This window comes from Rhizobium sp. WYCCWR10014 (assembly GCF_001657485.1).
Taxonomy (GTDB): Bacteria; Pseudomonadota; Alphaproteobacteria; order Rhizobiales; family Rhizobiaceae; genus Rhizobium.
Genome location: NZ_LXFU01000027.1, coordinates 105,788 through 131,993 on the forward strand (window position 1 = coordinate 105,788; position 26,206 = coordinate 131,993).

Below are 26,206 nucleotides of genomic sequence, written 5' to 3' on the forward strand. Positions count from 1 at the left end.
TTACCGGCATAACCTCATTTGTCGGCACCAAGATCATAGATGCGGCCTGTCAGCCAGGCTGGCCAGTCTCGCTCGAAGAAGGACCTGGCGCTTTCATCGAATGTGCGGTTCGCACGCGTTGAAAGCCTGATCTCATCCCCATCAAGACGAACAATAATCTGCTCTTTGCGATGCGCTTCGCGTTCCTTCCGGAAGCGATAATCCTGCAACGGCCCTGAGCGCGCCAGCGGAAGCGATTCGCCCTCCGCATCGCATATCGCCCGCGCACCACGGCTGCCGCCTCCATTGCGAATGAAGAAATCAAGCGCGCTGAGCACGGCTTCCGACGCAAGTGCCATATGCCGCCATTGCACGCATCGAACCGCCTCCGCTGCGCGACCGTAGGCAATGCCGTCGGCGCGAATTTCAGCGTTCAGTTTCCGCGCTTCGACCAAGGCTCTGCCTACGCTCTCCTGATCGCAGATGATGCCAGCCTTCTCGCTCATTCGTGCCTGCACTGCCAAGCGGATTGATTTGACGGTGAGCGGGCTGTCCTTGCGAAGGCCGGCAAGGAGGTCGGCGATGCCCGCCTCTGCGATATCGGTTATATCCCCCGTGGGGTGCCGCTTTGCCCTGCCGCTGGCGCTGATGTGCTCTGCCGCGCGCGTACCGAAGACTTGCCCGGCATTGAGCGCTGCTCCACCCGGCCTCGTCACGCCGTGTGTGCCCGCTGCTTCTCCGACAGCGTAACAGCCGCCGAGACTGCTGCGGCCCCAGGTATCGACCATGATGCCGCCGTTCATGTGCTGATTGTTGACCGCAAATTCCAGCGGCTCCTCGGCGATATCGATCTTGTAGCGGCGGTAGAGCTCGATCGCGAGCGGGTTCATATGCTTCAAGCGATCGATCGGCATGTCCTGGTCGGCGCCGGCCTTGCCGAGATAGTCGCGGACGTCTTCGTCCAGTCTTTCCAGGCTGAACGGCAGGTCGCCCGGCATGGATAGGGGATTGCGATTGAAATCCATAAAGACGCGCCGCCCTGCGGCGGTTTCTCGGGAGATGGCAAGGTCTACCAGGCTCGAGCCGAAATCGAGCATGCGCGTCGCGTGAAATGGCCACTGATAGCCCTTGCGAAAGACGTTCGAAGCCAGCTCCTGCGTGCTGCGGTAGTATTCTGCCAGGAAATGGTGTTCGGCGCCGTCTGAATCGAGCGAGTAGATATGCGGGATCGCCTGGACGTAGGTGCCCGACAGATTCCACGGGAATCCTTCCCTGCGCGTTCCGATGCCGAACTGGCTTTCGGTCAGGTTGACGAATTCGGCGCCTGCCTCGAGCGCCAATCCGAAAGAGCCGAAGCAGCCGTTGGGATAAACGCTGTCGCGATAGAGTTCGCCCGGCCCGCCGGCGGCGAGCACGATCAAGCCACTGACGAACAGCGCTATGCCCAGCGGGTTCTCCTCCCTGCGGTCGCTGGCGCGCATGGCGACTATCCCGACCACATGGCGGTCATCGCCATCGCCCCCGATGAGGATCCTTACCGCGGTGGTCTGGTTATAGAACGGCACTCCGAGCCGGAGCGCCTCCTCGGCCAGCACCTTGACCATCAGGCGCGAGGTGCGTGGACCGCAACTGGTAGCGCGGCCGACTTCGTCATGGTCGGTCTGATATCTGAGCGTTCCGCCCAGCGGATCCTGCGGCAGCGGCAGGCCTAAGAACTGGAGCGATGCCATCATTCTGGACGAGCCCACAGCCTCGACATAGGCCGTGTCCTCGTCCATTGCGCCGCCGCTGCGGATGGCGCGGGCCATCGCCTTGTAATTGTCGCCTTGATCCGCCGTATTTGCAGTGTGAAGGGTCTGCTTGTCGGATCCCGAACAAGCCGAGGTTCCCCCCCATGCGCTTTGGCTGATAATGACGACGTCATCGCCGCGCCGCTTCATTTCCATCGCGGCTCGCAGACCTGCCGCGCCGGATCCGACGACGACGCAACCGGCCCGATAGATCGGCACCTCGAGGCCGGCGAGCCGGATCACTTCCGAAGGGGCGGGCTCGGTTGGGAGCCGCGGCATGTCGACATCGGTCAGTGCGTCAAGAATGTCCTGCGGAACGTCTATGGTCATCCGCGTTCAGCCAACGGGATGTCGACCCAGCGCCTCTCGCGGGAGGACTCCATGCATGCGTCGACGATCTGGCAGATGTGATGGCCGGTATCGAATGTCGGCCACATCGGCCGGTTTGCAACGATCGAGCGGATCACCTCGGCCACCTCGATGATCTTGCTTTCATTGTAGCCTAGGCCGAAATTGGGCAGAGGAAGGAAAGCCCTGAAGGTGGGGTTCTCCGGACCCACGTCGATCTCCCTGAAGCCGCGCCGTCCCGTCCGGTCGTCGTTGGAATAGAAGCGCAGCCGGTTTATCTCGTCGTAGCTATAGGCGATGCTGCCCTTCGTTCCATAGATTTCGTAGGTCTGCATGAACTTGCGGCCGGTCGCGACTCGGCTGAAATCGACGATCCCGCCGGCGCCGTTCTCGAACCGACACAGCAGGTTCGTTGCATCGGGATTGGTGATATCAGCCCAGGATTCGTTACCTGACAGTTTCACCTCTTCGCCATAGGCAAGGCCCTCGACGACAGGCCGGCGCGTCGTCACGATGAGATTGTCGGCAATCAGCGAACTGACGCGGCCGACCAGGAAATCCATGAAGCTGAAGATGTGCGAACCGGTATCACCGACGATCCCGGTCGGCGCAAGCTTTCCATCGGCGCGCCACATGAAGGGCGCGCTCGGATCGCCATACATGTCGACGTGCTGGCAGCCGCGGAACAGCTTGATCTCGCCGATTTCGCCGGATTGAATAATGTCTTTCGCCAGATCATGGACGGGATTGCGAGGAAAAGCATGTCCAACGCGGGTAATGACGCCCTTCGCCCGGGCGATGTCGGCCAGTTCCCGCGCTTCAGCGGCGGTGTTTGCCAACGGCTTCTCGCAATAGACATGTTTGCCGGCCAGCAAGGCCGCCTTGGCCACCGGGTAGTGAAGGTGGTCGGGCAGGCAGATATCGATCAGATCGACATCAGGATCAGCGACCGCGAGATTCCAATCCTGAAGAATTCTTGCACCCGGCGCCCTGTGGGAGAGATCCCCGGCTGCCTTCGAGGGACCTTCGACGAGAGCCACGATCCGTGCCGTTCCCTCCGACACTCCGAAGAAATGCGGAAAGGTCTGATAGGCCATCGTATGGACCTTTCCCATCCAGCCCGAGGCGCCAAGCACTGCAACTCTGACTTCAGACATTGTCGTCTCTCCTCTCGAGATGGCTTTAACGGATTTCGGCACGGGACCGAGGCCGCGCATCGTTGCGTTCGTAGGCGAAGATGGTGGGGGAAAGTGCCGGCAAGCCCCGGATGAGGTCCGATCCCTTTTCGCCGACCATGATCGTCGGCGCGTTGGTATTGCATGACGGCACGCGCGGCATGACGGATGAATCGCAGACCCTGAGGCCTTCCAGGCCATGGACCTTGAGATCAAGCCCGACAACCGCTTCAGGCCCTGTCCCCATCTTGCAGGTACCGACCGGATGATGGTCGGTCTTTGCGTTGGCGCAGCCGTAGTCGAAAAGCTGCTCGTCGGTCATCACCTTCGGCCCAGGAAGCCTTTCGGCCATGACATAGGGCTTCAGCGCCGCCTGTTGCATGATCTCGCGCGCGATCTTGAGCCCCTCCAGGGACATCGTCCTGTCGTGGGAATCGGACCAGTAGTTGGGATCGATCAATGGAGAGGCGGCCGGGTCGGATGATGACAGACGCACCGTCCCCCGCGAGCGCGGATGCAGATAGGCGGAATTAAGTGTCACGCCCGCATTCTTGAGCCGCTCGACACCGGCTTCGATGCCCGAACCCAGGCCGAGATGGAACTGGATATCAGGAGAACGGGCTTGCGGATCGGCATACCAGAAGCCGCCGGTCTCGAAGAGCGACGAGGCGACCGGACCGGTGCGGAACAGGACGTATTGAATACCGGCCCAAAGTGTCCGGTGGAGTTTTGCAACGCCATCATAGGTGTGATCGCCCGTGCATTCAGCAATGACGAAAAGATCCAGGTGATCCTGCAGGTTTTCGCCGACACCCGGCAGATCGTGGAGCACCTTGACGCCCACCGACCGCAGGTGGTCGGCCGGTCCTATGCCAGACTGCAAAAGCAGCTTCGGCGATCCGATCGCGCCCGATGACACCAGCACTTCGCGTTCGGCGCGCACGATCTCCAAGCCGCGCGAGGTCACGATCTCGACGCCCGTCGCGCGACCTCCCTCCACGATAATACGCGCGACACGCGCGCCCGTCCGGACCGTCAGGTTCTTCCGATCCTTGATCGGGGAGAGATAAGCGAGCGAAGCCGACGACCGGCGGCGGTTGCGCTGCGTGAGCTGATAAAATCCCACTCCCGCCTGCTGGCGTCCGTTGAAGTCGTGATTATAGGGAATGCCGAGCTCCTGGCCTGCACGGATATAGGCGTCGCAGATCGGCAACGGCGCAGCCGGCATCGAGACGCCCAGCGGACCGCCATAGGAGTGATAATCGTCAGCGAAGCGCTGATTGTCCTCCGCGCGTTTGAAATAGGGAAGGATCGAGCGGTAGTCCCAGCCCTCGCAACCGTCTTCACGAGCCCAGAGATCATAATCCGCCGCGTTTCCGCGTGTATAGAGCTGGGCGTTGATGGACGAGCCGCCGCCGATGACTTTCGCCTGCGTATAGCGAAGCACCCGGCCTTTCATGTGCTTCTGGGGAACGGTTTCCCATCCCCAGCTTGCGACACCTTTGGTCATCTTGGCGAAGCCCGCCGGCATGTGAAAGAGCGGATTCCAGTCGCCTCCGCCCGCTTCGAGCAGGAGGACGCTGACATCGGGATCTTCGCTCAGCCGGCTTGCAAGAACGCATCCTGCCGGACCGGCGCCAGTGATGATGTAATCGAATCCCATTTTACTGTCCTGTTGCATCCGGCCTGGTGACCGCCAGCGCCTGTGTCATGCCTGCAAAGTCCTTCGACGCGATGTGATCTGCCACTCTCAGCGCCTGAGCGGCGATGGTGAGCGCGGGATTCACCGCAGCCGATGTGGGGAGGAAACTGGCGTCGACGACGAAGAGATTTTCGTGATCATACGAACGGCAATAGGTGTTCAGCGGCGCAGTCGCGGGATCGTTTCCGATGCGGATCGTTCCGCACTGATGGGAGGGCGTGCGCTTGTCGAAGGGTCTCGACAGGACAATCGGAAATCCGATCGATTTCAGGATCGTTTTCAACTTGGCGACAAGGGCAAGGTGAGCGTCCCAGTTGGTTCGCTGCCATTGGAGAATAATCCGATCTCCATCCACCATCACGCGGCTTTCGGGATTGGGAACGTCCTCGCTCATCGCATAGAAGTCGATGGCATGGCCTGTTATGAAGCGCAGAAGCCATTCCGGTGCCTGCGGCAGAGAGCCCTTGAGAACCTTTTCAGAGATGCGACCGAGGAGCTGCACGTTGCCGAGGGGCGGCCCTCCCTCCCCGTCGGAAAGATAGAAGTCGTTGAAGGCAAATGTCTTCTGGTAGATGGAGGTATTCCTAAACCGCGGCGAGACCCCGATGACGGCGGACGCGTTGTGATTCATGAAGTTGCGGCCGACCTGGTCGGAAGAGTTCGCCAGACCCTTTGGGAAGCGGTCGTTTTTCGAACGCAGCAAAAGCACTGATGATTGGACCGCCCCGGCGGAGAGGATCACGATCTTCGCCGAAACCGTTACCGTCTGCCTGTTCTTGACATACGTCACCCGGTCGATCCGGCTCCCCGCTTCCGTGTCGAGCCGCGTCACACGCGCATTGGTTTCGAGCCGCACGTTCTCGTGTCTCAGCGCCACTGTGAGGGCTGCGGTCTCGGCATCCATCTTGCCGTCGCGTGCGTTTGGATGCGCATCCCATGGCGTGCGTGCTTTGGAGAGCCAGGCGTCAAGATCCAGGCCGAGCGGTAGGGAAAACGGATGCAAGCCTTTCTGCTTGAGGCGCGCCCTGATATCGGCGATCGGCGCCTCGTCCGGGACGGGCGAGTACTCGTAGGCCGTCGAGTGGTGCGGTTCTGTGGGATCTTCGCCCAGACTGCCGCGGACCTGGTACATGCGTTCGGCCTGGCAATACCACGGCTCCAGCGCTTCATACGGAAACGGCCAGGCCGGCGACACACCCTCGCGGTGCTCGATGACGTCGAAATCTTGCTCGCGATAGCGCGACAGCACGGCGCCGTAGAACTTCGAATTCCCGCCGACATTGTAATAATTGCCGGGATTGAAACCCTTGCCGTTCGCCTCGTACCAGGTTTCCTTCGGTCGAAAATGTCCCCGCTGGAAGATCGCGCGTTGGTCGCGGTTAACAGGAAGGTCGGCGATATGATCGCCGGCTTCGAGGATCAATATCTGCGCGCCGGTCGCGGCCAGGCCGGCCGCGACCGTGGCGCCGCCGACGCCTGAACCGATGATGACGATATCAGGTGAACTGCTCATGTTAACACCTGGCCATCACCCGATCCGCGCCTGTGTTTCCGGATCGAAGAACACGGCCTTGTCGAGATTGAATGCCAGGCGGGTGTTTTGTCCTGGAGCGATGCCGGTATCGGCGCGCAGGCGGGCGACGACGGATTTGCCGCCGAGCTTGGTGACGGCGAAGGTGTCGGAGCCGGCCGGTTCGACCACCTCGATCAGGCAATCACCCTCGGTCAGCGAGCGCGCCTTGCGGTCGGCGCCATCGGGATCGGTCAAGGCCTCCGGCCGGATGCCGAAGATCACCTGTCTGCCGGTATAGGCGGTCAGGCCATTGTTGCCTGCGATGACGGGGAGCTTCAGCGGGGCGGCATTCGGCCGCTCCAGCGAGACTTCGAGCCCGCCGGCGCCGTTCTCGACGGTGGCGTTGAGCAGGTTCATCGCCGGCGAGCCCATGAAGTCGGCGACGAAGATATTGGACGGGCTGTTATAGATCTCGGCCGGTGTGCCGAACTGCTGCAGCACGCCGTCCTTCAGCACGGCGATCTTGGTCGCCAGCGTCATCGCCTCGATCTGGTCATGGGTGACATAGACGAAGGTGGTGCCCATGCGCTGATGCAGCCGCTTGATCTCGGTGCGCATGTCGACCCGCAGCTTGGCGTCGAGATTGGACAGCGGCTCGTCGAACAGGAAGACCTGCGGATTGCGCACCAGTGCCCGCCCCATGGCGACACGCTGGCGCTGGCCGCCGGAGAGCTGGCTCGGCTTGCGGTCGAGCAGATGGCCGATCTGCAGCATGTCGGAGACTTGGGCGATCGCCTTGACACGCTCCTCCTTCGGCACGCCGCGGATCTCCATGCCGAAGGCGATGTTGCCCGCCACCGTCATGTTCGGATAGAGCGCATAGGACTGGAACACCATGGCGATGTCGCGCTTGGAGGGATGCAGGCCGCTGATGTCGCGCCCGTCGATCTTGATATCGCCAGAGGTGATCGTCTCCAGCCCGGCAATGGTGTTGAGCAGCGTCGACTTGCCGCAGCCGGACGGGCCGACCAGCACGAGAAAGCCGCCCTTTTCGAGTTCGAGGTCGATCCCCTTGAGAATGTCGACGGCGCCGAAGCGTTTTCTGAGACCGGAGATTTCGAGGAAGGCCATGGATTACCCTTTGACAGCGCCCGCCATCAGACCGCGCACGAAGTAGCGGCCGGCGAGGATATAGACGATGAGCGTCGGCACGGCGGCGATCATCGCCGCCGCCATGTTGACATTGTATTCGACGACGCCCGTCGAGGTGTTGACGACATTGTTCAGCGCCACCGTCATCGGCATGGATTCACCAGTGCCGGCATAGGCAGACGCAAACAGGAAGTCGTTCCAGATATTGGTGAACTGGTAGATCACCGTGACGACGATGATCGGCAGCGAGTTCGGCAGCATGATGCGGCGGAAGATCTGGAAGAAGCTGGCGCCATCGACCTGGGCGGCCCGCACCAGTTCGGTCGGAAAGGCCTCATAGAAATTGCGGAAGAACAGCGTCGTGAAGCCGAGGCCATAGACGACATGCACGAAGACCAGATTGACGGTCGGATTGCCGAAGCCGAAGTTCCAGCCCGTGGTATTCTGCAGCGTCATGCCGAAGCGGCCGAGCGAGCCGAGGATCGTTGCCATCGGCAACAGCACCGACTGGAACGGGATGAAGCAGGCAAACAGCATCAGCCCGAACACCAGCGTGTGGCCGGGGAAACGCCATTTGGTGAGCACATAGCCGTTCAGCGCCCCCATGATGGTGGAGATTGCCACAGCCGGCACGACCATCTTGATCGAGTTCCAGAAGTAGCCCTTGATGCCGGCGCAGGTGAGCCCGACGCAGGTCTCGCCCCAGGCCTTGACCCAGGGGTCGAAGGTCGGCGATTGCGGCAGCGCCAGCATGTTGCCGTTCTGGATCTCGTCCATGGTCTTGAATGAGGTGGTCAGCATGACGAAGAGCGGCATCAGATAGAGGACGGCAAAGATCAGCAGCAGGCCGTAGATGACAGTGCGGCCGATCCAGCGGGTGTTGTTGCTGTTCTTGCTGTCGTTCCTGTGATCGCTGCCCTGCGGCAGCGTTGCGGTCGAGGTTGCTATCGGAGAGGTCACGCTGCTCATCGCGCCTTCTCCTTCAGTTCGGAATAGAGATAGGGCACGATGATTGCCGAGATGGTCATCAGCATGATGATGGCGCTGGCCGAGCCGACGGCCATCTCGTTGCGCTTGAAGGTGTATTCATACATGAAGTTCGACGGCAGCCAGGCCGAGCCGCCGGGGCCGCCCGAGGTCAGCGCCACCACCAGGTCGTAGGACTTGATCGCCATATGGGCGAGCACGATGAAGGCCGACAGGAAGATCGGCCGCAGCAGCGGAATGACGATGCGCCGATAGAGCTGGAAGGCGGAAGCGCCATCGATCTGCGCTGCCTTCATGATCTCGCCGTCGATGCCGCGCAAGCCGGCCAGGAACATCGCCATGACGAAGCCCGACGCCTGCCAGACGCCGGCGATGACGACGGTGTAGATGACGAAGTCCTTGTTCTTGATCCAGTCGAAGTGGAAGCTCGTCCAGCCAAAATGGTGCAGCGTCTGTTCCAGCCCGAGGCCGGGATCGAGGAACCATTTCCAGGCAACGCCTGTCACAATGAAGGAGAGCGCCATCGGATAGAGGAAGATCGGCCGCAACACGCTCTCGCCGCGGATCTTCTGGTCGAGCAGGATGGCGAGGAAGAGACCGAGCGCCAGGCAGATGCCGACATAGAGGAAGCCGAAGATCGCCATGTTGGTGATCGAGGTGTACCAGGAGGACGGCGGATCGCTCTCGAAGGTCCAGCGCCACAGCCGCTGATAGGCGCGTGGCCCCGTCAGCGCATAGGAGGGGAATGTCTTGGAATTGGTAAAGGACAGATAGGCCGTCCAGACGATGAAGCCATAGACGAAGATGATGGTGATGACGAAGCTCGGCGCCAGCACGATCTTCGGCAGCGCATCCTGCAGCCGGCCCCTCAACGAGATCCCCGTCGATTGCCTCGGCGTCAAAACCGGATCGGTGGTCGCAACGGTGCTCATGGAATGTCATCTCCTGCCTGCATGATCGTCCGGGCAATCGGCCCCGCATGATCATCCCGTATGATCGGCGCGGAGCCTGAAGCTTCCCCGCCAGCAGGCGGGGAAGCATTTGTCATCACACGTGGCCTCAGCGGGCGTCGTCGATCGCCTGGACGAGCTGCTTGACGGCTTCGTCGGAGGTCTTGATCTGGCCGTGGACGAACTTCGAGACGACATCCTTATAGGCATTGGCGATCGCCGGCGGAGCGCCGTAGCCTTGCGCCAGCGAGCCGAACAGCGTGCCGCCTTCGTTGGCTGCCTTCAGGTCGGCGATGCCCTTCTTGCCGCAAGCGTCGAAGTCGGTATCGGGAACGTCGGTACGAGCCGGCACCGAACCCTTGACGACGTTGAAGGCCGACTGGAAGCTCTTCGACAGCGTTGCCGTTGCCAGCGCCACCTGGGCCGCCTTGCGGTCGTCTGGAACGTTGAACATGCCGAACATGTCGGAGTTGTAGACCACGCTGCCGTCGGTGCCGGGGAAGCGGTAGCACAGGAAGTCGGTATCCGGCGTCTTCTTGGCGGCAACGAATTCGCCCTTGGCCCAGTCGCCCATCACCTGCACCAGCGCGTCACCCTTGATGACCATGGCGGTCGCCAGGTTCCAGTCGCGGCCCGAGAAGTTCGGGTCGACATATTTGATGATCGTCGCCAGATTGTCGAAGGACTTCTTCATCGTGTCGGACTTCAGCGATTCCTCGTCGAGGTCGTTGAAGGCCTTCTTGTAGAATTCCGGCCCACCGGTCGACAGCACGATGGAATCGAACATCGTCGCTTCCTGCCAGTTCTGACCGCCAAGGGCGAGCGGGATGACACCTGCGGCCTTGGCCTTGTCGAGCAGCGCGATCAGCTCGTCGAAGGTCTTCGGCTGGGTGCCGCCGATCTTGTCCATCACAGCCTTGTTGATCCACAGCCAGTTGACCGAGTGGACGTTAACAGGGGCAGCAACCCACTTGCCGTCATAGACCGAGAACTTCTGCAGTGCGGCCGGAACCGACTTGTCCCAGCCTTCCTTCTTCGCCGTCTCCGTCAGGTCGCCCATGACGCCGGCCTCGGCATAATCGAGCACGGTATAACCCAGCATCTGCGAGGCTGTCGGATAGGTGCCGGCCGCCACCATCGCCTTCAGCGCCGTCATCGCCGCATCGCCGCCACCGCCGGCAACCGGAACGTCCTTCCAGGCAAAACCTTCCTTCGAAAGATCCTGCTTCAATACGTTCAGTGCCGCCGCCTCGCCGCCAGACGTCCACCAGTGCAGCATCTGCACTTCCTTGACGTCGGCGGCGCGTACGGACACGCTAGCGCTGGCCAGAGCCAATGCGATCATTGCGGTCGTGGTCAAAAACCTGTTCATCGAAGAACCTCCCAGTTCCAGTTTGGAAGATGCGGGACCCATTCCCGCACCAATCACCCGCCCTCCCCGGGCGTAGTTTGGCCGCCGGCTAAGCCAGCTTTTCCGTCTGCGGCATCCACCAGCTGGTGCGTTTGCCGATATGCATGTTGAGCGTCTTGGTCTCGGTGTAATCTTCGACCGCATGGCGGCCGAGCTCACGGCCGAGGCCGCTTTGCTTGTAACCGCCGAAGGGAAGTTCCGAGGCGCCGTCCATGAAGGTGTTCATCCAGATCGTCCCTGCCCGCACCGACCGGCCGATCGTCAGGCACGTGTCGAAATCGCGGCTCCAGACACCGGCCGACAGGCCGTAGTCGATGGAATTCGCAATCCTGATGGCTTCGGCGGATGTCTCGAATGTCAGGACCGAAAGCACCGGACCAAAGACTTCCTCGCGCGCCACGGCCATATCGGGGGTGACCTCTTCGAGGATCGTTGGCGACATGAACTGCCCCATGCCGAGATCAAGTGTCTCGCCGCCATGCGCGACCCGGGCACCGCTGCTCCTCGCGCCGGCGACGTATCCTGATATCTTCTCCAGATGCTCAGGCGTGATGATGGCGCCGACCTGCGTCGAAGGATCGAGCGGGTCGCCGACCTTCACCGCCTTCGACAGCTCGGCGATCCGCTTGACGACATCGGAAGCGATTGATTTGTGAAGGATCAGCCGCGAGCCGGCATTGCAGCACTCGCCGGCATTGAAGTAGGCGCCGAAGACCGCGGCATCGATGAAGGCATCGAGATCGGCATCCGGAGAGACGATCTGCGGGTTCTTCCCGCCCAGTTCCAACGAGACCTTCTTCAACGTCTGCGCGGCATTCGACATGGTCAGCTTTCCGACGCCGGTCGAGCCGGTGAAGGACACCATGTCGACGTCTGGATGGGACGTCATGACCGCTCCGACCTCGGGTCCCGTACCGGTGACAATGTTCACCACGCCATCCGGAACGCCTGCCTCCTGCAGGATTTCTCCCAGCACCAGCGTCGATCCTGAGGTCAATTCCGAGGGCTTGACGACGGTCGTGCAGCCAGCGGCCAAGGCGAACGGCAGCTTCTGGCCGACGATCAGGAACGGAAAGTTCCAAGGCGTGATGATCGACACCACGCCGATCGCTTCGCGCAAGACGACGCCGAGCGTGCCGTCGCCGAGCGTGTTGTAGCTCTCTCCATGGAGGTCGCGGGCAAGCGCCGCCGCGTAGCGCCATATGTCAACGGAGCCTGCAATTTCTCCACGCACCTGGCTGATCGGCTTTCCTGCCTCGATAGCATCGAGAAATGCCAGCTCCTCCGCACGCGCGGCGATCAGATCGGCAGCCTTGAGCAGGATGGCGGAACGTTCGGAAGCGGTCATCCGAGGCCACGGTCCGAGGTCGAAGGCCTTGCGTGCCGCGGCGATAGCACGTTCGGCGTCCTTCCTGCTGCCGGTCGGAAACCGGCTGACCACGACGCCATGGCTCGGCGCGACACGCTCGATCGGATCGAAGGCACCAGCCTCCCATTTGCCATCGATGAGCATCTTGAAATCACGCGCTTTGTGGTCGCTGAGCGCGGTGGGGTTGACGAGAACCGTCATTACCATTCTCCCTTGAACGTTGCCGGGCGCTTCTCGCTGAATGATGCGACGCCCTCCTTCAGATCGCCGGTCTTCGCAGCGAGGATCGAGCCCAGGGCTTCGACCGCGGTTCCGTTGTCTTCGCCGTTTGCCGATGCGATCATCAACTTCGCGATCTCGGTCGCAGCCGGCCCCCTTGCGGCGATCCGCTGCGCATATTCCCGGGCGGCCGCGAGCGCGTTTCCTGTGGGAACAACCGCGTCTACGATCCCGAGCAGGCGTGCCTCCTCGGCGGTGAATATCTCGCCGCCCAAGGCCATACGCCGGACGGCCTGCGCCCCGAACCGGCGCACCAGACGCTGGGTCCCGGACCAGCCCGGCACCATGCCAAGGCCGGTCTCGGGCAGGCCGATCTTGATCTGTTCCTCGGCGAGGCGAATGTCGGCAACCCCTGCAAGTTCAAGCCCTCCCCCGAGGGCGTGGCCATTTAGAGCCGCGACCAGCGGTATCCTGAGCGTCGCCAGTCTTTCGAAGATGCGATGGCCGTGCCGAACCCAGAGATGACCGAACTCCTGAGGCAACATTCCGCCCCAGGCCTTGATATCGCCTCCGGCGGAAAAGCCCTTTCCTTCGCCCGTGAGAATGGCAGCGCGCACATTGGCGTTAGCCTCCACCTCGTCGGCCGCATCCGCCAACGCCTTGAGCATGTCGAGGTCGAGCGCGTTCAGCTTCTCCGGACGAGAAATCGTCAGTGTCGCAACATGTCCATCGACATCAATTCTGACTGTTCCGCTAGCCATGGAAGCTGCCCTTCAGCGTCCGTGCCCCTTTGACCGGAAGCGACAGGCCGATGTTCGCTTCCCTAAAGAGCTCGGCATCCATCACTTTCAGGTCGGGCGCGACGATCAGCGGAAATTCCGACTGATCGAGGATCTGAGACTGGAGATCGACGCCGGGCGCAATCTCGGTGAGGACGATACCACCAGGCGTCAGCTTCATCACGCACCGCTCGGTGACATAGGTGATATCCTGCCCCTGCTCGATCGCGCGCCTGCCGCTGAAAGTGACATGTTCGACCTCGTTCACGAGCTTCTTCAACTTGCCTTCCTTCTCGATGAGAAGAGCCCCATCGGCGATCGAAAGTTTCGCTCCGGCATTGAACATGCCGGAGAAGACGATCTTCTTTGCCCGCGCGGTAATGTCGACGAAGCCTCCGGCGCCAGCCGTCACATGCGGCCGGAACGAGAGCTTCGAGACGTTGACCGAACCGTCTTTGCCGATCTCGAGGAAGGACAGCAGCGAGGCATCGAAGCCTGCGCCCTGGAAATAGGTGAACTGATAGGGAGACGGCATGTAGGCGTCGGCATTGGAGGCGCAGCCAAAGGCAAAGTCGAGCAACGGCACCCCACCGACCGCGCCTTGCTCGATGACCCAGGTGACGGCGCCGTGGAGCCCTTCCTCCAGCAGGATGCGCGGCACGTTGGCCGAGATGCCGAAGCCGAGATTGACGCAGCTCCCCGCCTGAAGTTCCTGCGCGACGCGACGCGCGATGACTTTCTGAACATTGAACTCCGGAACGCTGAAGCTATCGAGCGGGCGGAAGATCTCCCCGGAAATTGCCGGATCGTATTGCGTCTGCGTCGTCTGCTTCTGCTCCGGATCGACGATCACATAGTCGACCAGCATTCCAGGCACCCGAACGTCATGGGGTTTCAGCGAGCCTTCCTTGGTGATCCGCTTGACCTGCGCGATGACGATGCCGCCGTTGTTGCGTGCGGCAAGCGCCTGATCGAGGCCGCCGAGATAGGCGCCTTCATGTTCATATGTCAGGTTGCCGCGCTCGTCGGCGGTGGTGGCGCGGATGATCGCGACCTCAGGGACGATCGAGGGAAAGAACAACCAGTCGTCGCCCTCGAAGCGCACACGCTTGACCACCGGATGCTCCGAAGCCAGGCCGTTCATCGCGCAACCCTGCCGCTCTGGATCGACGAATGTATCGATGCCGATCTTGGTCAGGACACCCGGCCGCTTCGCGGCGGCCTCGCGATGGATGTCGAAGAGGATACCCGAGGGAATGTTGTAGGCGGGGATTTCGTTGTTGGTGATCATTTGCCAGATCAGCGGCGGCTCGGATGACGACGGGCCGGACGGATAGGAGCCACCGATGATGCGCTTGAGCAGCCCCTTCTTGGCGATATGGTCGACGCCCTTGATGCCGCTCATGTCGCCGGCAGCGATGGGGTGAATGGTCGTGATATCACGGGGATGACCGGTCGCATCGAAACGTTCGCCAATCGCCTTCAGCATGAGGTCCGGGCAACCGAGACCGCTTGAGGAAGACACCGTTACAACAGCGCCATCCGGGATAAGCGCGGCCGCTTCGGTCGGGGTGAGATACTTCTTCATGGGCGTTACTCAGAGTCCTGTTTCGATTTTTACGCTCTTGCGGGCTCCGCAGCTCTCGCGAACAACCAGCCGAACCGCTGTTGTCACCGTCTCCGCCTCGGCCTTGCCCGCATTGATCTGCTTGAGAAGCAGTTGCGCGCCGCGGCGCCCAATGCCCTGCGGATGGACCGAGACCGTCGTGAGCGCGGGAACTGCCGCCTGAGCCTCGATGACGTCGTCGAAACCCACGACCGCGAAGTCGGAGCCGGGCTCCAGACGGCGCGCACGCAATCCGTCGCAAACACCGAAGGCTACGGCATCGTTGAAGCAGACGGCTGCTGTGGGTTTGTCGGCAAGAACGATTGCTTTTCCGATCGCCTCCACCCCGCCAGCTCGCGAAGGCGCCGACGAGATGACAAGGTCTTGGTGATAGTCGAGCCCGGCGGCTTCCATGCCGCTTCGGTAACCGGCAAGGCGGTCGTCGAAGACAGCGGTGTCGGTAAAGCCGCCGAGAAAAGCGATGCGCTTGTGACCAAGCTCTGCCAAGTGCTTGACCGCAGACACCATGCCAGCCCGGTTGTCGGAGACGACGGACGAGACCTTGGCACCAGGCAGGTTTCTGACGACGACCACCACCGGAATCCCTGCGGCGACGAGCGGCTTGAAGTCTGCGGCATCGGTGGCGCGAGCCGGCGACACGATGAGCCCCGAAATGCCATGTTCCCGCATCGATGCGACAACCTCACGCTGCCTGTCGATGCTCTCGCTGGTGTTCGACAGGAATTGCACAAACCCGGCCGACTGAACGACCATATCGACGCCGACCGCCAGCTCAGCGAAGAAGCTGTTCGTCAGGTCGTTCACGACGACCCCGATGATCCTCGATTTGGCGCCGGCCTGCCGAAGATTGGCTGCGCCGCGATTGTAGACGTAGCCCAGCTCGCGCATCACCGCATTGACCTTGGCACGCGTCCCCTCGTTGACCAGGGAGGAGCCCTGAAGCACCAGCGAAACCGTCGATTTCGAGACGCCTGCGGCTTTCGCAATGTCGATGACGGTTACCCGCGCCTTTGTCACATTTTCCTCCCGGCGCCAACGTCAACCGATCGCCTTAAATATTTGGAACGTTCCAATTCTGTCAAGTAAAATTTATACCCGCCGTTATCCATGGAGAGCATATGCGGCAAATTTCCGGCTCCTCGATTGCCGGAATCTCATCCAAAAAATTGGAACGATCTAATAGATGACCATGACTGAGAGGCATATGTCGATATTTTTCGACCTGCAAAATCGTACGTGGCGCACTACCGCCCGATGCGTTGGCGGCAAAAATGTGGAAGATTCAGGCTCGCCCGGTATTTCCGTCGAAGCGATCAATGCGGCGCAATCGGCGGACCTTCCGGTAAAAGCAGGAAGGGCTTCCATTAGCGAAACTTTATCGTTTCTGACCAATGCTACGGATACGTGCAACGCGCCAGATCTGAAGCAGGGCCGGATGATGTCACACTCGTTTGAATCCATTCTGGAGAGCCTGCCTCAGGGCATTGTTCTGCTTGATCCTGCCGGTATGGTGACGGCTTTCAATTCACGCACGCTTGATATTCTCGGCCTTCCGCAAGGAGCCATTCGCAAAGGTATGAATATCGACGGATTGCCGGGCACTGCAGACTGCCGTGCGGTGGCATCCCGGCGATCGATGGCCGGTGGACCGCCGACGTCTCAGTTTGCCCTTTCCGACGGAGGGATGGTCTCATTGACCTGCGCCCCATCGCGGGATGGAGGTTGGATCCTCAGTTACGAAGACATCTCGACTCTCATTCGCGTCGAAGACAGCCTGACCGAACAACATCGCCGTTTCGACGCAGCCCTCAGCAACATGCCGCATGGGCTGTGCATGTTCGATTCGACCAAGAATCTGATATTGTGCAACGCCTCCTACGCACGGATGTACAATCTACCGGACCTGCTGACGAAACCGGGGACGCCACTTGTGGATATCCTGGCCTATCGCAGCCGGGAGGGAAATGGCCCGGCCGATACCACGACCTATTTCGACGTGGTCTTTGAAGCAACAGCCCGCGGTGCGCCGGCCAGCCAGAACATCGTCCTGGCCGATGGGCGCATTATCAAGATCACCCATAATCCGATGCAAAGCGGTGGATACGTGGCCACCCATGAGGACGTCACCAAGACCGTTCGACTTGCGGAAGAACTGCGCCGGCATCACGATCAACTCGAAGCGACAGTGCAGAGCCGCACGGCGGAAGTCGAGCGGCAGGCGCGGGAACTCGAGCGCATGCTGGCGCAGGAGCGGAACATCAACGAATTGCAGCGGCAGTTCGTGGCGATGGCATCCCATGAATTCAGGACCCCGCTGGCCATCATCGACGCTGCTGCCCAGCGGCTGCTGCGAAAAAGGGGGACGGTCGAGCCCGAATTTCTCAGCGACAAGGTCGATCAAATCCGCGCATCGGTGACCCGGATTGTCGATCTCATGGAGAGCATCCTGTCAGCCGGACGCCTTGATACCGGCAAGATCGATATCAATTACGACGCCTGCGCATTGAAATCATTGATAAAAACCTGTTGCGAGCGGCAGTCGACGATCGCAAAGTCGCACAGCTTCGTGCTGGATATCGATGGGCTGCCGGAGTTCATAGATGCCGATCCCCGCACTTTGGCACAGGTCTTTACCAACCTGCTTTCCAATGCCGTCAAATACGCGCCTGGAACCTCCGAAATTCGCGTCACCGCATGGGCGGAGACAGGAAACATCAAAGTTTCGGTTAGCGATGACGGGGTGGGCATCGACCCGGAAGACGTGCCCCGGCTGTTCCAGCGCTATTTTCGGGCCCGGACGTCGACCGGGATTGCCGGAACCGGTATCGGCCTCAATCTGGTGAAGCAGATCATCGAACTGCACAACGGCTCGATAGAGGTTCGAAGCGCAAGAGGATGCGGATCGACATTCACCGTAACTCTTCCCATCAAGAGAAACGGCAAAGCTTCCGCGGCCAATAACGCTGCCTGACAGGATTGCTGTCCTGCATATCTACCCTATCCTTCTCACAATAGAGGAGGATCATGCCATGGCTTTCATTCACACCCCCAATGCATCCGCCAGCGAGAAGACGACGTCGATGTATGCGTCGGCCGAGGCGAATTATGGTTATCTGCCGAACATGTATCGGGCCTTCGGCCATCGGCCGGAGGTGATGGAGAGCTGGGCGGCGCTGCTTTCGAGCATTCGCGGCCATATGAGCTTGCGGCGCTACGAACTGGTGACGCTGGCGGCGGCCAAGGAGCTCAAATCCTCGTATTGCATGCTGGCGCACGGCTCGGTGCTGCTGCGCGAGGGTTTCACCAGCGACGGGCTGACGGCTGTTGTCAACGAGACGGAGAAGGCGCCGATCGATGCCGGCGAACGCGCGATCATGGCCTTTGCCGCCAAGGTGGCACGCGATGCAACGTCGGTGACGCAGCAGGACATCGACGGGCTGAAGAAACACGGGCTGAGCGATGCCGATGTCTTCGACGTCACGGCTGCGGCAGCGGCCCGGTGTTTCTTCTCGAAAATGTTGGATGCGCTGGGCGCTGCACCCGACCATGCCTATATCGAGCGGCTGGAGCCGAATGTGCGAAAGACGCTCAGCGTCGGCCGAGAGGTCGAGCGGCCTCTGGCGCCGTCACCGTCTCGCGCGCAATGATGCGAGGACGGAGGTGCCAGGACGCCTGGTCCTGCGGCCCCTACTCCTGCGGCTTGTCCGCAAAATGCCGGATCGCGAACTCGGCGATATTCTGGCTCGACCGATCGGCATCGTCGAGCAGCGAGGGAAACAGCTGCCACTGATGCGGCATGCCGGGCCAGACCTCGGTGGTGACGTCCACTCCCGCCTGGCGCGCCTTGTCGGCGAGCCGCAGCGTATCGTCCAGCAGAACTTCGCCGGAGCCGACCTGCAGCAGTAGCGGTGGAAAGCCGGTCATGTCGGCGTAAAGCGGCGATGCCTGGGGATCGGTCGGAGACCGGCTGCGGAGATAGGTCTTGCGCAAGGTCTCGATCCAGTCCTTGCCGACCAGCGGATCGCTTCCGGCATTTGATGTCATAGATCCGCCCGTCGCGGCAAGATCGGTGATGGGGCTGAGCGCAATCACAGCCGCCGGCAACGGCTTTGCCGCCTGCATCTGCCTCAGCACCGTCTCGATCGCGATATTGCCGCCGGCGCCGTCTCCGGCGACGATGACATTCTCGCTCCGATAGCCGTTGTCGAGAAGCCAGCGATAGGCGGTCAGCGCGTCGTTGATCTGCGCGGGATAGGCATATTCGGGCATCAGCCGATAATCAATGAGAAGGATGTCGCTGGATGCGGCTTTGGCGAGCGAGCCGGCAAGCAGGCTATGCGTGCGAATGGAGCCGCTGGAAAAGCCGCCGCCGTGAACATAGAGGATCACCCTTTGGCCGATCGGGTGATGAAGACGGGCAGGCCACATCAGCTCGGCGTCGACGCCGTCGGCATCGACCTGCCGAACCTGGATGCGCGTCGGCCCCGGCGTCGTCTCCATCAGCGTCCTGAAGGCTGTCCGCCGCTGCTGCAGGCTATCGGCGCCGGCAAAGTGATCTTTCCAGAGGCCGACGAGCTTTTCGACCTGTTCGCGCGAGGCCGGGCTTTGCGGCCCAATGTCCCGCCCGACCGCCGCCGAGGCGAGCAGCATCAGCGCAGCCAAAGTGGGGAACAGACATTTGAGCCGCTTGGGGGCTCTTCGAATACCAGCTGGCAAAATCCGACCGTTCATCAACCTCTCCTGACGATGCTGGCCATGGCGGCATCTTTGGCCGGTTCGTCCACCGGAGTCAAAAGGGTGACAGGCGCGAACCCCAAGCTTTTTCATTCCGCCTGCATCGCCTCGCCGCCTGAAGCCCGCCGGTATCAGGCGGCGACTCGATGATGGAGATAGGGCGGCTCCTCCGGACGTCGCTCCGCTGTGTCGGGAATGAAGTCGACCGTTGCCCGTCCACTGCCGGCGAATCAGGCTGCTAGTAAAATAAATTGGACAATGCCTGCCGGCATGGCTTGCCATTTGCCGCGCTTCCGTCGGAAAAAGACGACGTGCTTGGCAGTCCCCTAACCCCGGCGCCTCATCCTGCGTGTGCGTGAAGGATACCGATGACCACCATTTACCTTGCCGGCCCGGAAGTCTTTCTTCTGGATGCCATGCCCATCATGGCCGAAAAGCGCCGAATGGCGCGCCAGTTCGGCTTCGAGCCGACCGGTCCCGGCAGCGACGAAAACCAGACGCCGGTGAAGCGGACGGCCGCAGAGATCTACGCACGCAACGACGATGCCATGCGTCGAGCCGAGATCTGCCTTGCCAACATCACTCCCTTTCGAGGCGTCAGCGCCGATCCGGGTACGGTCTACGAGATCGGCTTTATGATTGCGCTGGGAAAAGCGGTCTTCGCCTATACCAATCACCCCGACGACTACGGTCTGCGTGTTCGCTCGATCTGGTATGCGGGACTCGATATCGATGAGACGAGCGGGCGCCCACGCGGACCGGATGGCATTGCGATCGAAAATCACGGCATGGCCGACAACCTGATGATCGACGGAGGGGTCGAGGCGACGGGAGGCAAGGTGTTTCGTGCGGCGGCGCTCCCGGCGGATCCTGCCCGCGACCTTACGGTTTACTTCGAGGCGCTTCAGACCATCGCCGGCATTCTGGCCTCTTCTACTCCGCCTTCATCGCGTCGATGAGCGCCCTGAAGCCCGCCGACATGTGGCGGCGGCTCGGATAGTAGAGATAGAGCGGTTCCTCCGGCTGGCACCAATCGTCCAGCACCTGGATCAACTCGCCGCTGGCGATCGCCTTCTCCACGCGCGGCTCCCAGACATAGGCAAGGCCGACGCCGCCGAGCGCTGCCTGCATCATCAACTCGTGATCGTCGAGCGACAGCGGTCCGGTCGGCTGAAAGCTCACCGCCTGGCCGTCCTTCTCGAATTCCCAGGCGTAACGCGCGCCTGAAGGAAACATGTTCTGGATGCAGAGATGGCGCTTGAGTTCGTGCGGCGTCGCCGGTTTCGGCCGAGTCTCGAAATAGGCGGGCGAGCCGACGACGACCAAGCGGATGCGCGGCTTGATACGCAACGCGATCATGCCCTCGGTGACGCGTTCGCCGAAGCGGATGCCGGCATCGAAGCCCTCTTCGACGATATCGACCAGCCTGTCCGTGGCGTTGATCTCCAGCTGCAAATTGGGATTCTTTCTGAGCAACGGGCCGATGACACGACCGATGACGAAGGGGCCGATCGAGTTCGGAACGTTGATCCGCACCTTGCCGAATGGCGTGTCGCGGTAGCGGTTCAGCGCATCCAGCGCTGCAGCCATTTCGCCGAAGGCCGGGTCGAGATGCGAGATCAACAGTTCGCCGGCCTCGGTCAGCGAAACGCTGCGCGTCGTGCGGTTGAGCAGGCGGATGCCGATCCGATCTTCGAGATTGAGCACGGCGTGGCTGACCGCGGAGGCGGTGACACCCCTCTCTTCGCCCGCCTTGCGGAAGCTTTTGTGCCGGGCGACGGCCGCGAAGGCTGCGAGTTCGGAAAGTTCAGTGGCGCGCATTCCTGAATGTCACTCATCATAGTTTCAAGAATAACAAATCTTATACAGCAACGGATTTTCGGTCAAATTCAACCGGTCAGCACAGAGATGCGACGCCAACCGAATAGCTCTCGAAAGGAATTCGTCATGAAAGTATGGTTCATCACTGGTGCATCCCGCGGCTTCGGCGCGCTGATGACCAAGGAAGCCCTTGCGTCAGGCGATGCCGTTATCGCCACTGCCCGCAACCCGAAGACCATCACCGAGCAGTTCGGCGAGCATCCGAACCTGCTGGCCGTTGCCCTCGACGTCACCAACGAGGCGCAGGCCAAGGAGGCAGCGGCTGCCGGCATCGCCCGCTTCGGCCGCATCGACGTCCTCGCCAACAATGCCGGCTACGGCTTGCTCGGCGCTGTCGAGGAAGCCACGGCCGAAGAGGTCGAAAAGCTCTATGCCACGAACGTCTTCGGCCTCTTGAAAGTGACGCGCGCCGTGCTGCCCTATATGCGCCGCCAGCGCTCCGGCCACATCCTGAACTTCTCGTCGATCGGCGGTTATTTCGGCTATCCCGGCTGGGGCGTCTACGGCTCGACGAAGTTCGCCGTCGAGGGCCTGTCCGAATCGATGGCCGCCGAACTCGAACCTTTCGGCATCAAGGTGACGATCGTCGAGCCGGGCTTCTTCCGCACCGACTTCCTCGCTGACACGTCGCTAGCGATCAGCCCGGCCTCCATCGCGGACTACGAGGGTACGCCGGCCGGCAAGATGCGCAGTTTCGCCGCCGACGCAAACCATGCCCAGCCCGGCAATCCCGCCAAGCTTGCCGCCGGCATCATGACGATGGTCAACTCGGCCAATCCGCCGCTGCGCATGCCGTTCGGCAGCGACACGGTGGCCGTGATCGAGGAGCAGCATGCCAGCGTCGAACAGGAACTTGCCGTCTGGCGCCCGCTCGCGCTGTCCACGGATTTTCCAAGCGATGCAACGGCCTTGGCCTGAAGGGCACTGCCAGCAGGAAAACGCATGATGCGGCAAATTAGCATTCGCCTCACTTCTGGAATGACCTAGATCTAGGTTCGATCACCACCATGAAGAGGCGAGCATGTCCATCAAGTCCATCTGCATCTATGGCGCCGGCGCACTCGGCGGCGCTATCGCCGTCAAGCTTGCAAGCCAAGCCGGAAACGACGCCATCATCTCCGTCGTCGCGCGTGGGGCCCATCTCGACGCCATCCGCGACAACGGTCTCAGCCTGCACGAAGCCGATGCGGAAAGGCCGCTCAATATCCGGCTTGCCGCGACCGACGATCCCGGGACATTGCCGCCGCAGGATCTCGTCGTCACCGGCCTGAAGGGGCATCAGCTGGCACCCGCTGCCGAAGGCATTGCCGGCCTCCTCAAGGAGGGCACCCGCGTCGTCATGATCCTCAACGGCATCCCGTGGTGGTATTTTCACCGCGATACCCAGAGCGGGCATGCCGAGCTGCAGTTCGACGAACTCGATCCCGGCGGCAGGCTGTGGCGGCTGATCGGACCGGAACGCGTCATCGGCTGCGTCGCTTATCAAGGTGCCGAGGTGATCAACCCCGGCGAGATCCAGCTCTCCCACAACGGCCGCTTCGTGCTCGGCGAGCCCTCCGGCGACATCTCGCCCAATCTCGAAGCGATCGCCGCCGTACTGACCGGCGCCGGCCTCAACATTACGACGACACCTGATATCCGCGGCGAGATCTGGAGCAAGTTGATGGGCAACGCCGCCTTCAACCCGATCAGCGCGCTGACCAAGGCGCTGATGACCGACATCATGGCGGATCCCGCCCTTTCGGCTACGGTCGGCAAGGTGATGAGTGAGGTCCGCGCCGTCGGCGAGGCCCTGGGTGCGCGGTTCAGCATGACCGTCGAGCAGCGGCTGGAACAATCGCGCCATATAGGCGGCGTGCGCACATCGATGCTGCAGGATCTGATCGGCGGCAAGGCGCTCGAAATAACGCCGCTGGTCGGCATGGTGGTGGCGCTCGGACGCCTGAGCGCCGTGCCGACGCCGGTATCGGAAACGATCCTGGCGCTGGTGACCCAATTGGATCGGGAAAACCAGCGCGGCGGCTGATTGCGGAGGAAGGGCGGCGGCGAAAATCCGGCCGTCTTCGCTTACTTTCCAACCTGCTCGGCCCAGTTCGGCGCCTTGCCGCCGCCATCGAGAAAGGTCATCGCCATATTCGCCATGAGGGGCGAGGCGAAGGTCTCGTAGTGGGTGAGATCGGGCAGGATCGCCAGCCGGTTCTTCGACATGTTTTCCCGCATCCAGCCCGCATCGCGCAGACCGCCGCCGAGCTTGTGGTAGAAGTCGATCATATGCTCGGGCCGGATCATGTCGGCATCGCCATAGATCAGCATAACCGGCATGGTGAGCTTGGCGACGGCATCACTATAGTCGATGGGTTCGCGCATCAGCGCGCCCATGGCGTCGAGCAGCTTCGGAAATTCTGAAACGTCAGGCGCCACCGCCTTGTAGGAGAGGAACATCGGCGTGTCCTTCATCATATCAGCCATACCGGCGCCGACGGCCGCCTGCTGCGGCAGCATCTCCGGGAAGAAGCCGTTCTGCGCATAGGGTGCCGAGAGGATCACCAGCCGGCGCACTTGGTCGGGCGCGTTCGCCGCCATGTTCAACGCCACCCCGCCGCCGAAGGAATAGCCGAAGACATCGAGCTTGTCGTAACCGAGCTGCTTCATCAGCATTGCGAGATCGGCGCCGATGGCCGGAAGCTCGATCGGCCGCTTGCCGAGGGGCGTGCGGCCATGGCCCTGCAGATCGACGGCGATCACCTGCCGGTGGTCGGTGAAAACAGGCATGACCGGCGCGAACATCTCGATCTGCCCGAGGCCGCCGTGAAGCAGCAGCAGCGGCTCGCCCTCGCCGCGGATCTCGTAATAATAATCGATGCCGTTGACCGGCAGACTTCCCTTCCTGACGATCGGCGCTGCAGCCTTCTTCTCCTCGATAACAGGCGCGGCACTTTCGGCGCTAGCCATGTTGGGCGCAGCAACGAATGCAGCAGCCGTTGCGATCATCGAAATCACCGTCATTTTCGACATTTCCATGCTCCTTTTCGGTATCGATACCGCAAGGACGGTGGCGGTTATCCCTTTCCGACACCACGCGCCGAAATTTCTCGCATCGGCCTTTATGTCATTCCTATATTTTCGCCCCTCGGCTCGAATGGATTTCCTATCGCAGGCGGCAGTAGGTTTTCGCCATCACTGCAAAGGTCAAATGCCATGCGAGATGTCATGTCCTCCGATTTCCGGCCCCTTCGCCCGCACAGGATCACGCGCGGCAGCCGGCAGATGCGCGAGAAGCGCACCGCCCGGGCGCTGATGGTTTTTGGCGTCGTGCTCGCCTGCGTCGAACTCTATGTCGTTCTCGGCGTGCTCTGAGGTCACTATGGAAACGGCGAGAATGCCGCGCCTTGCCGGCGCGATCACCGCCCTCGTGACGCCGTTCTTGAATGGCGACCCCGACAGGGCGGCGCTTCGGGCGCTTGTGGAATGGCAGATCCTCAGTGGCGTCGAGGGGCTTGCCATCTGCTCGACGACGGGGGAAGGCCCGACGCTTTCGCCGCAGGAGCGCGCCGAGGTGATCGACCTCAGCATCCGGTCTGCGGCGGGCCGCGTGCCCGTCATCGCCGCCACCGGCACCAATTCCACCGAAAGCACGATCGTGCTCACCCGAGAGGCGCAAGCGCTCGGCGCCGCCGCCGCACTCGTGACCGTGCCCTATTATTCCAAGCCCGGGCAGAAGGGCATCATCCACCACTTCGAGGAGTTGGCGGCGGCAAGCGGCCTGCCTCTTATCATCGACAACGCGCCGGCGCAGACGGCGAGTGATCTTTCGACCGAAACGCTCGGCAGGCTGGCGGCCATACCAGGGATTTTTGGCATCCGCGACGCCACGGGCGATATCGCCCGCTTTGCCGGCCTCTCGCCGTCCCTGCGGCAGCGCTTCCGCTTCTTTTCCGGGCATGATCCTTCTGCACTCGCTTTCACCATCGCCGGTGGCGACGGCATGATCTCGTCGGGCGCCAATGTGCTGCCGCGGCTCTTCACTTCGATGCAGCAGGCGGCTCGGGCCGGAAACCTTTCAGCGGCACTCTCGTTGCAGGATCGGCTGCTGCCACTGATTACAGCGCTTGGGCCGGAAGGCGATCCCGCTAAGATCAAGCACGCGCTCCGGCTGATCCGCGGGCTGGAGACCGAGCTTCGCCTTCCGCTTGTCGTCGCCGAGCCGGAGATGCGTTTCGCAATCGGCAAGGCGCTTGCGCCCTTCCTCGACGAAATCAGCCCCAGGTTGGCGCTATCCCTATGAGATTTTTATATTTTTGTCTCCGGCGCCAAATGGAAAGCCTATCCACCCGAGCCTATCTTTGAAGCGTGACACCGCCGCACCATCAAGCGGCGGTTGAGTGAGACTTCGAAAGGACAAACCGATGTCACGCCTGACTGAACCGAGTGCCGAAATCGACCCGCTGCAACGCAGCCACATCAGAGCACTCGCCGCCGACCCTTTCCATCCGATGCTCTCCGGTCTTGCCGCCATTGCACCCCGCCTTTTAGTGGCGATGGCCTCTGCCGGACTGGTGCAGATGACCTTCAACCTCATCTCCCGCTGAA

23 protein-coding genes are annotated in these 26,206 nt (G+C 61.6%); 8 read left to right on the top strand and 15 right to left on the bottom strand.

The features are described from left to right. Positions 1-14: 14 nt before the first annotated feature. From A6U98_RS07060 to A6U98_RS07115, 12 genes are all read right to left on the bottom strand, one after another. Positions 15-2,099 (bottom strand): FAD-binding protein, encoded by a 2,085-nt coding sequence (locus A6U98_RS07060; protein WP_064648954.1) that lies wholly within the window; start codon positions 2,097-2,099, stop codon positions 15-17. After that, positions 2,096-3,274: a Gfo/Idh/MocA family oxidoreductase gene (locus tag A6U98_RS07065; protein WP_064648956.1), complete on the bottom strand. Its 1,179-nt coding sequence runs from the start codon at positions 3,272-3,274 to the stop codon at positions 2,096-2,098. Before A6U98_RS07065 ends, A6U98_RS07060 begins: the two co-directional genes overlap by 4 nt. A 25-nt stretch (positions 3,275-3,299) precedes the next feature. Beyond that, positions 3,300-4,955: a GMC family oxidoreductase N-terminal domain-containing protein gene (locus A6U98_RS07070; protein ID WP_029875562.1), complete on the bottom strand. Its 1,656-nt coding sequence runs from the start codon at positions 4,953-4,955 to the stop codon at positions 3,300-3,302. A 1-nt stretch (position 4,956) separates the two neighbouring features. Further along, positions 4,957-6,507 (bottom strand): GMC family oxidoreductase, encoded by a 1,551-nt coding sequence (locus A6U98_RS07075; RefSeq protein ID WP_064648958.1) that lies wholly within the window; start codon positions 6,505-6,507, stop codon positions 4,957-4,959. A gap of 15 nt (positions 6,508-6,522) precedes the next feature. Continuing rightward, complete coding sequence (locus tag A6U98_RS07080) at positions 6,523-7,638, bottom strand: ABC transporter ATP-binding protein (protein WP_064648960.1); 1,116 nt, start codon at positions 7,636-7,638, stop codon at positions 6,523-6,525. 3 nt (positions 7,639-7,641) lie between these two features. After that, the gene (locus A6U98_RS07085; RefSeq protein WP_064648962.1) at positions 7,642-8,628 is read right to left on the bottom strand and encodes a carbohydrate ABC transporter permease; all 987 of its coding nucleotides are present in this window, start codon (positions 8,626-8,628) and stop codon (positions 7,642-7,644) included. Further along, the gene (locus A6U98_RS07090; protein WP_017993669.1) at positions 8,625-9,578 is read right to left on the bottom strand and encodes a sugar ABC transporter permease; all 954 of its coding nucleotides are present in this window, start codon (positions 9,576-9,578) and stop codon (positions 8,625-8,627) included. The genes A6U98_RS07085 and A6U98_RS07090 overlap by 4 nt, the downstream gene beginning before the upstream one ends. 127 nt (positions 9,579-9,705) lie before the next feature. Beyond that, positions 9,706-10,968, bottom strand: coding sequence for an ABC transporter substrate-binding protein (locus tag A6U98_RS07095; RefSeq protein ID WP_064648964.1), 1,263 nt, complete (start codon positions 10,966-10,968; stop codon positions 9,706-9,708). Between the two features lie 88 nt (positions 10,969-11,056). Next, on the bottom strand, positions 11,057-12,577 hold the full coding sequence (locus tag A6U98_RS07100; protein WP_064648967.1) for an aldehyde dehydrogenase family protein: 1,521 nt from the start codon (positions 12,575-12,577) through the stop codon (positions 11,057-11,059). Then, on the bottom strand, positions 12,577-13,356 hold the full coding sequence (locus A6U98_RS07105) for an enoyl-CoA hydratase/isomerase family protein (protein ID WP_064648969.1): 780 nt from the start codon (positions 13,354-13,356) through the stop codon (positions 12,577-12,579). The genes A6U98_RS07100 and A6U98_RS07105 overlap by 1 nt, the downstream gene beginning before the upstream one ends. Further along, on the bottom strand, positions 13,349-14,962 hold the full coding sequence (locus A6U98_RS07110) for an acyl CoA:acetate/3-ketoacid CoA transferase (protein WP_064648971.1): 1,614 nt from the start codon (positions 14,960-14,962) through the stop codon (positions 13,349-13,351). Before A6U98_RS07110 ends, A6U98_RS07105 begins: the two co-directional genes overlap by 8 nt. Before the next feature lie 9 nt (positions 14,963-14,971). Further along, positions 14,972-16,018, bottom strand: coding sequence for a LacI family DNA-binding transcriptional regulator (locus tag A6U98_RS07115; RefSeq protein ID WP_064648973.1), 1,047 nt, complete (start codon positions 16,016-16,018; stop codon positions 14,972-14,974). Between the two features lie 418 nt (positions 16,019-16,436). Between A6U98_RS07115 and A6U98_RS07120 the strand changes: the two genes are divergently transcribed. Together A6U98_RS07120 and A6U98_RS07125 are read left to right on the top strand one after the other, a co-directional pair. Further along, positions 16,437-17,972 (top strand): PAS-domain containing protein, encoded by a 1,536-nt coding sequence (locus A6U98_RS07120; protein WP_064649203.1) that lies wholly within the window; start codon positions 16,437-16,439, stop codon positions 17,970-17,972. A gap of 58 nt (positions 17,973-18,030) precedes the next feature. Continuing rightward, positions 18,031-18,648: a carboxymuconolactone decarboxylase family protein gene (locus A6U98_RS07125; protein WP_018072637.1), complete on the top strand. Its 618-nt coding sequence runs from the start codon at positions 18,031-18,033 to the stop codon at positions 18,646-18,648. A 40-nt stretch (positions 18,649-18,688) separates the two neighbouring features. Here A6U98_RS07125 and A6U98_RS07130 read toward each other — a convergent pair whose 3' ends face one another. Further along, complete coding sequence (locus A6U98_RS07130) at positions 18,689-19,663, bottom strand: alpha/beta hydrolase (RefSeq protein ID WP_197496362.1); 975 nt, start codon at positions 19,661-19,663, stop codon at positions 18,689-18,691. A gap of 440 nt (positions 19,664-20,103) precedes the next feature. On the opposite strand from A6U98_RS07130, the gene A6U98_RS07135 reads away from it, so the two are divergent. Further along, positions 20,104-20,694 (top strand): nucleoside 2-deoxyribosyltransferase, encoded by a 591-nt coding sequence (locus A6U98_RS07135; protein WP_064648977.1) that lies wholly within the window; start codon positions 20,104-20,106, stop codon positions 20,692-20,694. Here A6U98_RS07135 and A6U98_RS07140 read toward each other — a convergent pair. After that, the gene (locus A6U98_RS07140) at positions 20,669-21,556 is read right to left on the bottom strand and encodes a LysR family transcriptional regulator (protein ID WP_064648979.1); all 888 of its coding nucleotides are present in this window, start codon (positions 21,554-21,556) and stop codon (positions 20,669-20,671) included. The genes A6U98_RS07135 and A6U98_RS07140 overlap by 26 nt on opposite strands. Positions 21,557-21,682: 126 nt before the next feature. Between A6U98_RS07140 and A6U98_RS07145 the strand changes: the two genes are divergently transcribed. Further along, positions 21,683-22,534, top strand: a complete 852-nt coding sequence (locus A6U98_RS07145; protein ID WP_064648981.1) for an oxidoreductase — start codon at positions 21,683-21,685, stop codon at positions 22,532-22,534. Positions 22,535-22,637: 103 nt separating this feature from the next. After that, positions 22,638-23,642 (top strand): 2-dehydropantoate 2-reductase, encoded by a 1,005-nt coding sequence (locus A6U98_RS07150; protein WP_064648983.1) that lies wholly within the window; start codon positions 22,638-22,640, stop codon positions 23,640-23,642. A 41-nt stretch (positions 23,643-23,683) separates the two neighbouring features. Here A6U98_RS07150 and A6U98_RS07155 read toward each other — a convergent pair whose 3' ends face one another. Further along, positions 23,684-24,631, bottom strand: coding sequence for an alpha/beta fold hydrolase (locus A6U98_RS07155; protein WP_064649205.1), 948 nt, complete (start codon positions 24,629-24,631; stop codon positions 23,684-23,686). Positions 24,632-24,826: 195 nt separating this feature from the next. On the opposite strand from A6U98_RS07155, the gene A6U98_RS36660 reads away from it, so the two are divergent. The 3 genes from A6U98_RS36660 (at position 24,827) to A6U98_RS07165 (ending at position 26,205) form a co-directional block, all read left to right on the top strand. Beyond that, entirely contained in the window at positions 24,827-24,973 is a 147-nt protein-coding gene (locus A6U98_RS36660) for a hypothetical protein (RefSeq protein WP_156667819.1), read from the top strand. 7 nt (positions 24,974-24,980) lie between these two features. After that, entirely contained in the window at positions 24,981-25,901 is a 921-nt protein-coding gene (dapA, locus tag A6U98_RS07160; RefSeq protein ID WP_064648985.1) for a 4-hydroxy-tetrahydrodipicolinate synthase, read from the top strand. A gap of 121 nt (positions 25,902-26,022) precedes the next feature. Continuing rightward, positions 26,023-26,205: a hypothetical protein gene (locus A6U98_RS07165; protein WP_042954347.1), complete on the top strand. Its 183-nt coding sequence runs from the start codon at positions 26,023-26,025 to the stop codon at positions 26,203-26,205. Position 26,206 lies beyond the last annotated feature (1 nt).

Coding starts and splice junctions, on each gene's coding strand:
- A6U98_RS07060 (WP_064648954.1), bottom strand. CDS start 2,099: ATGACCATAGACGTTCCGCAGGACATTCTTGACGCACTGACCGATGTC.
- A6U98_RS07065 (WP_064648956.1), bottom strand. CDS start 3,274: ATGTCTGAAGTCAGAGTTGCAGTGCTTGGCGCCTCGGGCTGGATGGGA.
- A6U98_RS07070 (WP_029875562.1), bottom strand. CDS start 4,955: ATGGGATTCGATTACATCATCACTGGCGCCGGTCCGGCAGGATGCGTT.
- A6U98_RS07075 (WP_064648958.1), bottom strand. CDS start 6,507: ATGAGCAGTTCACCTGATATCGTCATCATCGGTTCAGGCGTCGGCGGC.
- A6U98_RS07080 (WP_064648960.1), bottom strand. CDS start 7,638: ATGGCCTTCCTCGAAATCTCCGGTCTCAGAAAACGCTTCGGCGCCGTC.
- A6U98_RS07085 (WP_064648962.1), bottom strand. CDS start 8,628: ATGAGCAGCGTGACCTCTCCGATAGCAACCTCGACCGCAACGCTGCCG.
- A6U98_RS07090 (WP_017993669.1), bottom strand. CDS start 9,578: ATGAGCACCGTTGCGACCACCGATCCGGTTTTGACGCCGAGGCAATCG.
- A6U98_RS07095 (WP_064648964.1), bottom strand. CDS start 10,968: ATGAACAGGTTTTTGACCACGACCGCAATGATCGCATTGGCTCTGGCC.
- A6U98_RS07100 (WP_064648967.1), bottom strand. CDS start 12,577: ATGACGGTTCTCGTCAACCCCACCGCGCTCAGCGACCACAAAGCGCGT.
- A6U98_RS07105 (WP_064648969.1), bottom strand. CDS start 13,356: ATGGCTAGCGGAACAGTCAGAATTGATGTCGATGGACATGTTGCGACA.
- A6U98_RS07110 (WP_064648971.1), bottom strand. CDS start 14,962: ATGAAGAAGTATCTCACCCCGACCGAAGCGGCCGCGCTTATCCCGGAT.
- A6U98_RS07120 (WP_064649203.1), top strand. CDS start 16,437: ATGATGTCACACTCGTTTGAATCCATTCTGGAGAGCCTGCCTCAGGGC.
- A6U98_RS07125 (WP_018072637.1), top strand. CDS start 18,031: ATGGCTTTCATTCACACCCCCAATGCATCCGCCAGCGAGAAGACGACG.
- A6U98_RS07135 (WP_064648977.1), top strand. CDS start 20,104: ATGACCACCATTTACCTTGCCGGCCCGGAAGTCTTTCTTCTGGATGCC.
- A6U98_RS07140 (WP_064648979.1), bottom strand. CDS start 21,556: ATGCGCGCCACTGAACTTTCCGAACTCGCAGCCTTCGCGGCCGTCGCC.
- A6U98_RS07145 (WP_064648981.1), top strand. CDS start 21,683: ATGAAAGTATGGTTCATCACTGGTGCATCCCGCGGCTTCGGCGCGCTG.
- A6U98_RS07150 (WP_064648983.1), top strand. CDS start 22,638: ATGTCCATCAAGTCCATCTGCATCTATGGCGCCGGCGCACTCGGCGGC.
- A6U98_RS07155 (WP_064649205.1), bottom strand. CDS start 24,631: ATGTCGAAAATGACGGTGATTTCGATGATCGCAACGGCTGCTGCATTC.
- A6U98_RS36660 (WP_156667819.1), top strand. CDS start 24,827: ATGTCCTCCGATTTCCGGCCCCTTCGCCCGCACAGGATCACGCGCGGC.
- dapA (WP_064648985.1), top strand. CDS start 24,981: ATGGAAACGGCGAGAATGCCGCGCCTTGCCGGCGCGATCACCGCCCTC.
- A6U98_RS07165 (WP_042954347.1), top strand. CDS start 26,023: ATGTCACGCCTGACTGAACCGAGTGCCGAAATCGACCCGCTGCAACGC.